10 protein-coding genes and 1 pseudogene are annotated in these 12,029 nt (G+C 72.1%); 6 read left to right on the plus strand and 5 right to left on the minus strand.

The window, feature by feature from the left end; translation table 11 throughout:
* Positions 1-5: 5 nt before the first annotated feature.
* Positions 6-2,846 (minus strand): helix-turn-helix transcriptional regulator, encoded by a 2,841-nt coding sequence (locus ACFOVU_RS08635; protein ID WP_378531631.1) that lies wholly within the window; start codon positions 2,844-2,846, stop codon positions 6-8.
* Between the two features lie 1,176 nt (positions 2,847-4,022).
* On the opposite strand from ACFOVU_RS08635, the gene ACFOVU_RS08640 reads away from it, so the two are divergent.
* The 4 genes from ACFOVU_RS08640 to ACFOVU_RS08655 are packed head-to-tail and all read left to right on the plus strand — an operon-like array spanning position 4,023 to position 7,394.
* A complete protein-coding gene (locus ACFOVU_RS08640) occupies positions 4,023-4,892 on the plus strand; it encodes a hypothetical protein (protein WP_378531633.1) in 870 nt (289 codons plus the stop codon).
* Positions 4,889-5,392, plus strand: coding sequence for a hypothetical protein (locus ACFOVU_RS08645; RefSeq protein WP_378531635.1), 504 nt, complete (start codon positions 4,889-4,891; stop codon positions 5,390-5,392). The genes ACFOVU_RS08640 and ACFOVU_RS08645 overlap by 4 nt, the downstream gene beginning before the upstream one ends.
* Positions 5,392-7,122, plus strand: coding sequence for a fatty acyl-AMP ligase (locus tag ACFOVU_RS08650; protein WP_378531636.1), 1,731 nt, complete (start codon positions 5,392-5,394; stop codon positions 7,120-7,122). Before ACFOVU_RS08645 ends, ACFOVU_RS08650 begins: the two co-directional genes overlap by 1 nt.
* The gene (locus ACFOVU_RS08655) at positions 7,119-7,394 is read left to right on the plus strand and encodes an acyl carrier protein (protein ID WP_378531638.1); all 276 of its coding nucleotides are present in this window, start codon (positions 7,119-7,121) and stop codon (positions 7,392-7,394) included. The genes ACFOVU_RS08650 and ACFOVU_RS08655 overlap by 4 nt, the downstream gene beginning before the upstream one ends.
* 23 nt (positions 7,395-7,417) lie before the next feature.
* Here the strand turns inward: ACFOVU_RS08655 and ACFOVU_RS08660 are convergent, their stop codons facing one another.
* A complete protein-coding gene (locus ACFOVU_RS08660; RefSeq protein WP_378531640.1) occupies positions 7,418-8,623 on the minus strand; it encodes an MFS transporter in 1,206 nt (401 codons plus the stop codon).
* A 160-nt stretch (positions 8,624-8,783) separates the two neighbouring features.
* Here ACFOVU_RS08660 and ACFOVU_RS08665 point away from each other — a divergent pair, with 160 nt between their 5' ends.
* Positions 8,784-9,242 carry a MarR family winged helix-turn-helix transcriptional regulator gene (locus ACFOVU_RS08665; RefSeq protein ID WP_378531642.1) on the plus strand — a complete coding sequence of 153 codons (459 nt, stop codon included), beginning with the start codon at positions 8,784-8,786 and terminating at the stop codon, positions 9,240-9,242.
* Between the two features lie 88 nt (positions 9,243-9,330).
* On the opposite strand, the gene ACFOVU_RS08670 is transcribed toward ACFOVU_RS08665, so the two are convergent.
* Positions 9,331-9,801 carry an SRPBCC family protein gene (locus ACFOVU_RS08670; RefSeq protein WP_378531644.1) on the minus strand — a complete coding sequence of 157 codons (471 nt, stop codon included), beginning with the start codon at positions 9,799-9,801 and terminating at the stop codon, positions 9,331-9,333.
* 288 nt (positions 9,802-10,089) lie between these two features.
* Here ACFOVU_RS08670 and ACFOVU_RS08675 point away from each other — a divergent pair, with 288 nt between their 5' ends.
* Positions 10,090-10,602 (plus strand): Lrp/AsnC family transcriptional regulator, encoded by a 513-nt coding sequence (locus ACFOVU_RS08675; RefSeq protein ID WP_378531646.1) that lies wholly within the window; start codon positions 10,090-10,092, stop codon positions 10,600-10,602.
* A gap of 24 nt (positions 10,603-10,626) precedes the next feature.
* On the opposite strand, the gene ACFOVU_RS08680 is transcribed toward ACFOVU_RS08675, so the two are convergent.
* Positions 10,627-11,340 carry a MerR family transcriptional regulator gene (locus ACFOVU_RS08680; protein ID WP_378531647.1) on the minus strand — a complete coding sequence of 238 codons (714 nt, stop codon included), beginning with the start codon at positions 11,338-11,340 and terminating at the stop codon, positions 10,627-10,629.
* 304 nt (positions 11,341-11,644) lie between these two features.
* Positions 11,645-12,029, minus strand: a pseudogene (locus tag ACFOVU_RS08685) (hypothetical protein); the annotation flags it as partial.

Genomic DNA, 12,029 nt, shown 5'->3' on the forward strand with positions numbered 1-12,029 from the left:
CCCGGTCAGCCGGCCACGGATGCCGACCCGGGGATGCGCCGGGGGGCTTCGGTCCCCGAGATCGCCCTGCTCGCCGCCCTGAGCTCTTTCGCCGAGTACAGGAGCGGGAGGTCGTCCCTGCCGTTGACGTTGAGCTTGCGGTAGATCCGGGTGAGGTGCTGCTCGACCGTGCTGACCGTGATGTGCGCCTTCTTGGAGATCTCCCGGTTGGTGTAGCCGAGCGCCGCCATCGACGCCACCCGGTACTCGGCCGGGCTCAGTGTGCTGCGGGCGTTGGGGCCCGTGGGCGCCGTGAACCCCTTCTCGAAGGCGTCGGCGATCTCCTTGCGCAGCGGCTCGGCGTGGAACTGCTCGCTGAGGCTGTCGGCCTGCTGGCCGATGAGCCGCGCCTTGACGGTCTCGCCCAGGGTCGCCAGGGAATTGCTCAACCGGGCCAGCGCGTGTGCAAGCTCCAGGCTGTGGCCGCCCTCCTGGAAGAGGTCGATCGCCTCGCGCAGCAGCGCGGGACGGTGGCGCAGCTCCTTGGTGGACGCGAGCACCATGAGCGCGAACCCGCGGATCCGGGGGGAGTCGCCATGGGGATGGGCGTAGTGCATGTCCAGGAGCTTGCGCGCCCGGGCGTCCTCCTTCAGCACGACCGACACCCCGGCGGCGCCGAGGCGCCAGGGGACCAGGAGCGGGGTGTCGACCTCCCAGGAGCGCATCAGCGATCCGCACTTCATGAAGTCGGCCAGCCCGGTGTGCGGCTGGCCGACGCTGACGTGGTAGCGGCCCCGCGCCGCGAGGTAGTGGAGACCGTAACGCGTGTGGAGAGCGCTCTCCGGCAAAGGATGCCGAAGATACTGCTCGGCTTCGTCGAACTCGCCCATCTCGGTGTGCGCTTCGATCAGGGTGGCCAGCGGCAGCGCCGCGAGCACCCCGAGGCTCCGCTGCGGCAGGGTCTCCAGCGCGATCCGCGCGTACTTGACGGCCTCCAGCAGTTCGCCCCTGCGTTCGGCGATGTGCGCGCGGAAGGCCGCCAGCGCGCTGACCCAGGTGGGGGAGCCGCGGCGCTGCGCCAGGGTGAACAGCGCCTCGGCGAGTTCCGCCGCCTGGTCGGTGCGGTCGGAGTAGACCAGGCAGAACAGGGCCGCTTCGACCGGCTCGATGTTGCAGCCTTCGAGCTGGACCGACCGCAGCACCTTCTCGGCGGTCTTCAGCGCGCCCTCGTTCACGGTGTCCTGGAGGGTGGTGGTGAGCGTCATGACCGCTTTGCCGTACAGGCCCGTCAGCAGGAAATCGTTGCCGTCGCCCATGGGGGAGGGACGGTAGCTGCCGCGCAGCCGGTGCAGGACCGGGGGGTGGGTCGCGGCCAGCCAGTGCTCGGCCGCCAGCCGCCACACGGCGGCGTCGCCGCCTTCGCGCGCCTGGCCCGTCGCGGCCTGCTGGAGCAGTGCGTGCAGGTCCATCGCCTCGTCGTTCTGGCCGTGCCAGAGCATGCACATGAGCAGCCAGTGGATGTCGCCGCCGTGCAGCCGGCCGTCGCGGGCGGCTCGCAGCAGCATCGGGGTGTAGGGGACGGCCGACGCGGGGTTGATCCGCCATTCGGCCTTGGCCAGCGCCAAGGTGAGCGAGACGCGCTCGTCGCCCGAGCTCAGCAGGACGGCGTGGCGCAGGTAGCGCACCGCGAGCTCGTACTCGCTGGTGCTCAGCGCCTGGTCGGCCGCCTCGCGCAGGACGTCGATCGTCCAGGGGGCGTTGAGCGTGGAGTCGTCGACGATGTGGCCGGCGACCACCGTGGCCTGTATGCCCCGCGTGTACAGCACCTGCGCGGCGCGTCCGTTCAGTTCGCGGTGGAGTTCGGGTTCGATGGAGTCGAGGACCGCGGCCTTCGCGGCGGGGTGGCGGAAGCCGTCCGGCCCGAACAGCCCGATGGCGGTCAGCCAATCCAGGGTTCCGGAGACCGTTTCCCGCTTGATGTAGAGCATGTCGGCCAGCAGCGAGGGCGACGCGAAGGTGTCGAGCACCGCACTGGCGTGCACGATGCGCAGTGTGGTGGGCCCGATACGGCGGAGAAGCGTCCGTATGGAGCCGGAAAAGCCATCGGCCGCCACCAGGCCGCCGGGGGCGCCGGCGGCATTGCGCTGGTCGTCGATCAGTGAGTGGGCGAGGAGGGCGTTTCCTCCGCTGACCCGGTGGATCTGCTCGGAGATGGGGGAGTCGGGGGCGGTGCCGAGGTGCCGCTGGGCGATGCGGGAGACGGCATCCCGGGAATACGGGGAAATCCGTAGGCGATGGCAGTTGGGGTGGTACATCAGGTCCGTTTGAATACGGAACGGAACTCCGTTGGGTCCTTCATTTGAGGTGAACACCATGAGGATGTTCTCGGTGTGGATTCGGTTGATGAAATGTAAGATTATTTCAAATGAAATCGAGTCGGCGTAATGGATGTCATCGATGGTCAGGAGGACCGTCCCTTGCCTGGCGCGGCTCGTGATGAGCTCCCATAGTCCCTGTGTGACTCCGATCCAGTTGAGGTCGTCGGGCTTGATCCCTTCGGGGGTCGCGCTGAACGCGGCCTCATGCAGGCGTTTCAACGAACTCGGGATCTCACCGAGGACGCCGCCGAGGGCCTGGAGGATCTGATGGACGACGCCCAGCGAAATGTTCTGCTCATTGCGGAGGCATGTGGCGCTCAGGTGGGTGACCCCCGATTTCGCGGCGGTGCCCGCGAAGGAGTGGAGCGTCTGGGTCTTGCCGAACCCCGCTGGCCCGGTTATCAGCGCGGCTCCGCCCCTCCCCTGCCCGCTTGTGGCGAGCATGGAGGAGAGGACCTTGATCTCGGATTCGCGTTCGGCGAACTGCATTGACTTCCCTTCGCCTTTGTGACCGTGGAGGAAGATCTGCAAGGAAGCAGGCGGGGGAGAACAGTTCCGTGTCGTCCCCAGGATCGATCGCGAACAAGGATGGGGGCGGCCGGTGCGTATCCGAAACGGACCTCGTGGGTCCGGGATATTCGGCGCACGCCGATCTGTCCCTTCCTTGCCTTATGATATTGACTCCTCTTCGCGCCAATGTGGACCGGGTGGGCCCACAAAGTGACCTGATTCATTTCGACTTCGCCCGGCGGGTCTGCTCGGGAGGGCGGGTTGTGGGGATCCCGCCTATCACAGGATGGTAACCAGGGGGTCGGATGGCCCTGGGTGCCGCGTGCCCCTGGGAGGGGTCCCGGAGGTGGTGCACTCGGCATTCGCCCTGGCCGCCCTGGTGGTCTCAGTGGTGGGGATGGGTGGCGCTACGGATGTCGGACCGCCGCGTGCGGCCGTGTTCGCCTGAGCGCACTCGAGGTGGCCACCGCATCATCCAGGCGTGAGATGGCGCGGTAGCTTTCGGTAATCTTCCGGCTCGGAATCACCTGAATGTGACTCATGTCGCCAACCTTACTCAGATGATCAAGGGCCGGAAATAGGATAACGGATCCGGAAAGATTTGGAAGCCGTGGAGGTCGGCCTCGTGCGCGGGTTGGTTGAAGGTTGTTCTGTCAGGGAAGTTTCCCGTGGTGGCCGATGTGATGGTGGTTCCTTCCTCCCTCCGGCGGGCGCCGGGTGCGTTTTTGCCGGTTGTGGCGCTCGTCGGCTGATGTTCACGGTGTTTTCAACGCCCACGATAAGCGCCCGGCGGCCGCACGCGGCAGGCCCGTAATCCGGATCCGCGGGATCGCGCCGCGGAGTGCCCCGGGAGAACTCGTCTGCGAAGTTCCTTCGGAGAAGATGGTGTTCTCGCTGGTCAACCCGGCGATTCGCACGGTGGGGCATTCTTCGTCCGGACATGGTGGCGCCGATGCCCCTGGTACGCGAGTGGACGGTAGTGGTGTACCTCGGGCCGTAGGGGTCGTTTAGGGGTACCCCGGATCTGGTGTCCCGCCTTACCGTCCCTGGGGGAATGCGGCGAATACAACGGGGGCAGTCGGTGATATCAGCAGTGGACTATCAGTGTGAACACGGTATTGACAGCGGGGCGAGACCGTGACGTCGCCACCGGAATTGACGGATCCGGATCTCGTCCGGGCGGGGGCGCTCGAACAGGTGCTGGTCGAGGTTCCCTACAACAGCGCCGCCCAATTCCACGAGTACTTCGGCGCGGGGGAGCTTCCGCGGCGCCTCGGCGCCTCGTGCGCATTCCAGTCCTTCGAGGTCGGACGGCTCGTCGGCGACCGGAGCGGGGCGCAGGCCGACTATCTCGTGGACGGCCGCCACGTCGCGGCCGTCTACGCCGAGGGTGCGCGGATCACCGTGCTCGATCCCTACCTGCTGCACCGCGTCCCCCTCGTCTTGAACCGGGCCGACGCCGACGACGACGGCGCGGTGCGCACCGTGGCCGAGGCCTTCCCGGTGCGCGTGCGCGCCGACGGCACCCCGGCGCCCGCGCGCGTCCGCGCCACCTGGCGGCTCGAGCGCGCGGAGATCGTGCTGGAGTACGTCAGGTTCAGCCCCCGGCGCGGGCACAACGCCGTGTCCCGGGCCTTCACCCTGCGCATGGGCGGCGGGCTGGCCGAAGTGCCGCCGCCCGAGGAGACGGTCCGCCCGCTGCTGACGCACCCGGAGCAGAACAACGTCTCCATCCGGGTGGTCCACCCCGGCGACCTCCACCTGCGCGAGGTCGTGTTCCCGCTCACCGGCCGCTCGGACGGCGCCGCACCCTCCGCCGACGGGCTGCTGACCAAGGACAACCAGGGGGTGGTGAGCCGTCCCGGGACCCGCGGGTTCGACACCGGCCTCGCCCTGGTCGCGGAGGCGGTCGGGGAGACGCCGGAGCGCGTGGCCGAGATCCTGCTCGAGGCGGCGGCGATCCACGCCCGCGTCGCCCCGGCGGACGGCCCCGCCATGCCCGAGTACGCGGCGGTGGACGAGTGAGACCGCGATCCTTCTTCCTGGCGGGCGTGATGCAGGGGTCGCGGCAGGGCGCCGAGCTGGCCGACCAGGGCTACCGCGCCCGGCTGGGCGGCCTGATCCGGCACCGCCACCCCGACGCCGTCGTCAACGATCCGGGCGAGCTGATGGACGGCTGGCTGGGCGACCGCACCGACGCCATCCGCGCCTCACACGGGGCGCTGGCCGGGCGGGCGGTCGTGCGCCGCGAGGACCTCGACGACGGGCTCACCGAGCTGGTCGCGGTCTTCCACCGGCTCACCGACCTCGCCGCGGCCAGCGACGTGTGCGTGGCCTGGCTGCCCGGGCACCAGGCCAGCATGGGCACCGCGGCGGAGATGTACAGCGCCCACCGGGCGGGGCGGACGGTGGTGGCGATCACCCCGATGCGCCAGAACCTCGCCGTTCTGGCCTGCTCGAGCGTCGTCCTGCCCGACGAGGACGCGTTCGCCCGATGGCTGGCCGGCGACGACGGACGGGTGTGATGGGCGAGACCACGATGAGCGCCTCCGGGCCCACGCGGGAGCGCGCGGCGACGATCGTCGCCGCCCTGAGCTCGGCCGCCTCCGGTCCCGAAGCGGACCGGACACTGATGACCGCGCTCGGCAGGGGCGGCGCCGCCGCCGAGCGGCTGACGGCCGCCGAACTGGACCTGAGGGCCCGGACCGTCGCGGCGCGGCTGCGCGCCCACGGGCGGCGCGGCGACCGCGTGCTGCTGCCCGCGGCGCCCGGCCTCGCCTTCCACATCGGCTTCCTTGCGTGCCTGTACGCGGGCATGATCGCGGTACCGGTGCCGGAGACGCGCCCCGGCGCGGCCGCCGGCCGCCTGGAGTCGATCCACCGCGACTGCGCCCCGCGCGCGGCCGTGCTCCCCGAAGCCGGGCCGGACGTCCTGCCCGGCGTGCCCGTGGTCCCCGTGGCCGCCGACGACGGAGCCGCCCCGGCCGACCCCGACACCGCCGCCTTCGCGCCGGAGACCACCGCCCTGCTCCAGTACACGTCCGGATCCACCGGCGACCCGCGCGGCGTCGTGATCAGCCACGGCAACCTGGTCGCCAACCAGGCCGCCCTGGCCGACCGGCTCGGCGTGGCCCGCCGCACCACGGTGGTGAGCTGGCTGCCGCTCTTCCACGACATGGGGCTGTGCACCGGGCTGGCGCTGCCGCTGATCTCCGGCGCCGACCTGGTCCGCATGGAGCCGACGGCGTTCGTGCGCGACCCGTCGTCCTGGCTGCGGGCGATCTCCGCGCAGGAGGACGTCTTCAGCGCCGCGCCCGACTTCGCCTACAACCTGTGCGTGAGCCGCACGAGCGCGGCCGACCGCGCATCGCTTGACCTGTCGCCGTGGCGGCTGGCGGGCAACGGGTCCGAACCGGTCCAGGCCGAGACCCTCGACCGGTTCGCCGGCGCGTTCGCCGCGGCGGGGTTCCGCAGGGACGCCTTCCGCCCCGGCTACGGCATGGCCGAGACCACCCTCGTGGTGACGATCGGTGCGTCACGGGACCCGGTCCCGGTCCTGCGGGCGGACCGGGCCCTGCTCGCCGAGGGCAGGGTCGTGGAGACCGGCGACCCGGGCGCCGGGGTCGACCTCGTCGGCAACGGGGGCCCGACGGCGGGGACCACCCTGCGGATCGTCGACCCGCGGACGCGCACGGCGCTGGCCGACCGCACGGTGGGGGAGGTCTGGGTGCGCTCGCCCAGCAACGGGCACGGCTACTGGCGGCGGCCCGAGGCGTCGGCCGAGACCTTCGGGGCGCGCCTGGCGGGGGCCGGCGGCATCGGCGGCGACGGGCCCTACGTCCGCACCGGCGACCTCGGGTTCCTCTCCGGCGGGGAGCTGTTCGTGACCGGGCGCATCAAGGACGTCCTGATCATCGGCGGCATCAACTACTACCCGCAGGACGCCGAGGCCGTGGCCGCCGCCGCGCACCCCGCCTTCGCCGATCAGCCGGCCGCGGCCTGGACGCTGACCGAGGACGGGCCGGAGGTGGTCGTCGTCCTCGGGACCGCGGAACGGGACCCCGGGACGCTGCGCGCGGCGGTCCGCGCAGCGGGGATCGCGGCCGCCCGGGTGCTGCCCGCCCCCGTCACGGTGCTGGCCGTGCGCAAGGGCGCGGTCCCGCGGACCACCAGCGGCAAGATCCAGCGCAGGGAGTGCGCCGCGCGGGCGCGCTCGGGGTCCCTCCCCGTCCTGGAAAGCTGGTCGAGCCGGTGACCCGGGCACGGCCGGAGCGCGTCACCGTCGACGCGGTCGTGGAGGTGATCCGCCGCCACCTCGCGGACCTGCTCGTGATGGAGCCCGGCGAGATCGACCCGGACCTGCCGCTGAGCGCCTACGGCCTGGACTCCCAGAGCGCCGTCTCCCTCGTGGCGGTCCTGGAGGACTGGTCCGGCGCCGCGATCGACGCCGCCATCGTCTTCGACCGCCCCTCGGCCACCGAACTCGCCGAGGCCGCCGTCGCCGCCGTCGACGGGCGTCCGGCCTGACCCTGCCGGTGGGGAACCGTGGATCAGCCGTGCACCGCCGGTGCCGGCGCCGTCCCGGTGCCCGGGGCGGAGGTGGCGGTGGCGGTGCCGCGGCGGTCGAGGGAGGCGGCGACGACGGCGAGGACGAGAGCGCCTGCGGGCAGGAGGGCGCCGACCCAGTTGGGGGAGGTCAGCCCCCACCCCAGGGAGATCGCGAACCCGCCGAGCCAGGCGCCGATGGCGTTGCCGAGGTTGAAGAACCCGATGTTGAGGGCCGACGCGAGCGTCGGCGCCGAGGCGGCCTTGTCCATGACCCGCATTTGCAGCGGGGCAACGGTCGCGAACGCCGAGGCGCCGATCAGGAACAGCAGGACGGCCGAGGCGACCATGCTGTGCGCGCCCCAGGTGAAGGCGAGCAGGCTGAGGGAGAGGGCGCTCAGCGCGATGTAGAGCGTGGGCACGGGGGCGGTGTCGGTGAGCCTGCCGCCCACGGCGTTGCCGGCGACCATGCCCAGGCCGAACAGCACCAGCAGCCAGGTGACGCCGGACGCCGGGAACCCGGCGACGTCCGTCATCATCGGCGCGACGTAGGTGATGGACACGAACAGGCCGCCGAACCCGAGAACGGTCATCGCCATCGCGAGCAGCACCTGGGGGTTGCGCAGCGCCGCCAGCTCGGGGCGGATGCTCGCTCCCTCCGGCCTGGGGCCTCGCGGGACCAGGGCGAGGATGCCGGCCAGGCCCAGCACACCGAGGAGGGCGACGGCGGTGAACGTCGCGCGCCAGCCCACGTGCTGACCGAGCAGTGTGCCCGCGGGGACCCCGATGACGTTGGCGACGGTCAGCCCGGTGAACATGGCCGCGATCGCGCCCGCCCTCCGGTGGGGTGCGACCAGGCCGGCGGCGACGACGGCGCCGATCCCGAAGAACGCGCCGTGGGCGAACGAGGCCACCACCCGCCCGGTGAGCAGCAGGCCATAGGCGGGCGCGGCGGCGGTGACCGCGTTGCCGATGACGAAGAGGACCATCAGGGCCGCGAGCATGCGCTTGCGCTCGACGCGCGTGCCCAGCGCGGTCATCAGCGGGGCGCCGATGAACACGCCCGCTGCGTACACGGTGGCCATGTGGCCGGCGGCGGACAGGGAGACGCCGAAGTGGTCGGCGACCTCGGGGAGGACACCGGTGACGACGAACTCCGTCGTCCCGATGGCGAAGGCGCCGATGGCCAGCGCCCAGAGTGCGAGTGGCATAGGGGATCCATATCGTTGTCTGCGCCGGATACCTCGCAGGACAATATATGCACAAGCATGTAGTTGCAAACGCCTTATATTGCAAACGGGGGTAGTCTGGGGGCGCGGACCGCTGGAAGCGCGGCGGTGCGGCATCCGGAACGCGGGCAGGAGGCGCGACATGAACGGCACGGCCGTCGACGACACCCCCCGGTCGGTCCTCGCCCAGGGGTGGTGTGCGCTGTCCCTGCTGCACAACACCATCGAGGCGCACCTCGAACGGGATCTCCAGGCCGGGCACGGGCTGAGCGTCCGCGAGTTCTCGGTCCTCGCGGCACTGAGCGATCAGCCCGAGGCGAAGATGCGCATGAACGAACTCTCCGACGCGGTGGTCCTCAGCCAGAGCGCCACCACCCGGCTCGTCGGCCGCCTGGAGAAACGCGGCCTCCTGCAACGGGTCATCTGCGACACCGACCGGCGCGGCATCCACACCGCCGTCACCGAGGCCGGCCACCGGCTGCTGGCCGAAGCCCGGCCCACCAACGAGGCGTCCCTCGCCGAGGTGCTGGACACGGCCCAGCGCAACCCCGAACTGGCCCCCTTGGTCGAGGCGCTCCGCCGGCACCGCAGCGGGGTGTGAAGGCGCCCGCGCCTGTGGGGGCGGCGACCCAGGTCGCCGCCGTGCACGCCGCGGCCGTGGTGCGCGGCGCGCGCCACCGGCGGGTGGCTCACGAACCGGCGGGACGCTCCAGCTCGGCCGCCAAGGAGTCGAGCAGGACCAGCGTGCCCCGCTCGCGCAGGCCGGGGTCGTCGTGGCCGTCGAGGTAGGCGCCCTGTTCGGTCAGCACGAGCCGCGTCCCCGTCCCCTCGGGGTGGAACTCGAGGGTGGCGAGGGAGACCGAGAGCCGCGTGTCGTCGGCGCGCATGTCATAGCTGTACACGATCCGCTGGTCGGGGACGATGTCCTGGAAGACGGCCTCGAAGGTGTGGACCGGCCCCTCCTTGGGGCCGCCGCGGTTGAACTCGCGCCCGCCCACCCGGAAGTCGAGCTCGAACGCCGAGTTGCCCCACTCATCGGGCCCGGCGAACCAGCGCGCCTTGGTCGCCGGAACGGAGAACGCGGCGAACACGCGCTGCGGCGTGGCCGGGAAGTCGCGCTCGATGGTGAACGTGGCGTGGGTGACGGATCGTCCGCTCATGGTGTGTGCCCCTCGTCGTCCTTCGTCGCTGCTGCATCCGGCGGCGGCGCACCGGATCTCGTGGCTGTACCGCAATCGGACGCGGCCGGCGGTACCGGGATCCGACCGGCGGTATCCCGGCCCGGCCCTCGCCCGGCGGCACCGCGGCCCGGCCCTCGCCCGGCGGCACCGCGGCCCGGCCCTCGCTCGCCCGGCGGCGCCGCGCCGACCAGGCCCCCTTGAGCAATTCTGCGGCCGGAGGGGCGGATCGTCCGTCCAGGCCACGCCCCGCTGCGTCAGACTTGGGACATGCGCCTCGACCCGCTCGACGAACAGATCATCCGGATCCTGCGTCAGGACGGCCGGCGCAGCTTCGCCGCCATCGGCTCCGTGATCGGCCTATCGGCCCCCGCGACCCAGCGGCGGGTCGCGCGGCTCGTGGCCAACGGGGCCATCACCGGGTTCACCGCGGTGGTCGACCCGGCCGCCCTCGGGTGGGGCACCGAGGCCTACGTGGAACTGCATTGCAGCGGCCAGCCCCGCCCCGACCTCCTCGCCGCCGACCTCGAACGCATCGCCGAGGTCGTCGCGGCCTGCACCATCACCGGCGACGCCGACGCCCTCCTCCGCATCCGCGCCGCCGACGTCCGCCACTTCGAGAACGTCCTGGAACGCCTGACGGCGCTCCCCTACGTCTCCCACACCAAGACCGCCCTCGTCCTCTCCCCCCTCTTCGAACGCGACGGCCAGGTCGCGGATACCCCCAGCCCTCAGCCGGCCCCATCGGACACGGATCCGGGGGTGGTCGACCACCCGGGATGAGGTCCGGCGCATCGCCGAGGGGCCCTACCCGTCCGTGATGTAGGCGTGCAGGAGGGCGGAGGCCTCGAGCATTGCGGTGGCCTGGTGGGTGAGGGCTTCGCGGCGGCGGGTGATGGCGGCGCGGAGGGCGTCGCTGCTGCCGGTGCGGCGCAGGCCGTCGAGGACGGGGCGGATCTGCGGGAGCGGGTAGCGGCTCTGGCGGAGCATGCGGACCATGCGCGCGTCGCGGACGTCGGCCGGGCCGTAGGTGCGGTAGCCGGTGGCGGGGTCGCGCTTGGGGATCACGAGGCCGGCCGACTCCCACACGCGCAGCGCCGATGTGCGCACGCCCAGGTAGGCGGCGACCTCACCGATCCGCAGGCCCGGCCGCGGCGCCGCGGCGGGGTCGGGCGCCTCCTCCGCGACCGCTTCGAGGGCCTCCCCGGTGGCCTTGAGCGAAGCCCGCTGCTCGTGCAGCGAGGCGTGGCAGGCGTCGATCAGGGAGAGCGCCAGCGGGAGGTCGCCGTCGTGGACGGCCTGCATGATCTCCCGGGCCTGGATCCACCCGTAGCCCTGCCCGGCCGCCCGGTAGGCGAGCAGAGCGCGCCGGTGGCGCGCGTCGAGCTTGCGGTACCCGGCCGGGGTACGCGGAGCCTGGGGCAGGACCCCGCTGTCGAGGTAATTGCGGATCTGCTGGGTGGAGACGCCGACCATCCGCGCCAGGTCGACGGGCCGGACCCGTTCATCGGCACCGCTCATGCGCCGGCCCCTCCCTGGTGGTCGCGCCGCGCAGTGGAAGGCGACTCGGCCGCGTGCCGGCGGCGCGGCGGCGGATCATCGGTGGATCAACAGAGAGCTTAGAGGACGCCGACGAGGGCGTACGTGTGCGTCCGCGGACGCTTCGGCGGTGGACGCCCGGTCCCGCGGCACGCGCCGCGGGACCGGGTTCCTTGGTCACGCTCGCCTCCTCGCTCCGCTCCAACGGCCCCGCGGAGGGGGCCTTCGGCCGTGGGCGGCGCCGCCTCCGCACGCTCGCCGGCTCGCCGTGACGAGTAGTGCGCTGCTATGCCGGTACGGCGGGGGAACCGGCCCTGACGGCGCTTCCTTCAAGGCGGAGCGGTGACGTCGTCTCGACCGTCGCCCTTCCGTGCGCGTCGACCTCGATGTGCAGCGGGTGGCCGCCGATCCGCAGGTCGCGGACGCTCAGCGGGAACCAGTGGGCGAAGGCCGGGTCGGGGTCGACCCGCAGGACGCCCGCCGGTACGTCGGCGCTCAGCCGCAGTGCCGACGTGAGCAGCGCGATCACCGCCGCGGCCGACCACGCCTGAGGGCGGCACGACGCCGGGTAGGCGAGTACCGGTGCGCCCGCTCGCGCGTCGGTCCCGCCGAAAAGCTCGGGCATCCGGTGGCCGAACGCTGGCGCCGCGGCGAGCAGGCCGTCGGCCAGC

Origin of the sequence: Nocardiopsis sediminis (assembly GCF_042650565.1) — a bacterium.
Lineage (GTDB): Bacteria > Actinomycetota > Actinomycetes > Streptosporangiales > Streptosporangiaceae > Nocardiopsis_B > Nocardiopsis_B sediminis.

Bases quoted from the DNA above. Each gene is read 5' to 3' on its own strand.
- ACFOVU_RS08635 (WP_378531631.1), bottom strand. From the start codon at position 2,846: ATGCAGTTCGCCGAACGCGAATCCGAGATCAAGGTCCTCTCCTCCATG.
- ACFOVU_RS08650 (WP_378531636.1), top strand. From the start codon at position 5,392: ATGGGCGAGACCACGATGAGCGCCTCCGGGCCCACGCGGGAGCGCGCG.
- ACFOVU_RS08660 (WP_378531640.1), bottom strand. From the start codon at position 8,623: ATGCCACTCGCACTCTGGGCGCTGGCCATCGGCGCCTTCGCCATCGGG.
- ACFOVU_RS08665 (WP_378531642.1), top strand. From the start codon at position 8,784: ATGAACGGCACGGCCGTCGACGACACCCCCCGGTCGGTCCTCGCCCAG.
- ACFOVU_RS08670 (WP_378531644.1), bottom strand. From the start codon at position 9,801: ATGAGCGGACGATCCGTCACCCACGCCACGTTCACCATCGAGCGCGAC.
- ACFOVU_RS08675 (WP_378531646.1), top strand. From the start codon at position 10,090: ATGCGCCTCGACCCGCTCGACGAACAGATCATCCGGATCCTGCGTCAG.
- ACFOVU_RS08680 (WP_378531647.1), bottom strand. From the start codon at position 11,340: ATGAGCGGTGCCGATGAACGGGTCCGGCCCGTCGACCTGGCGCGGATG.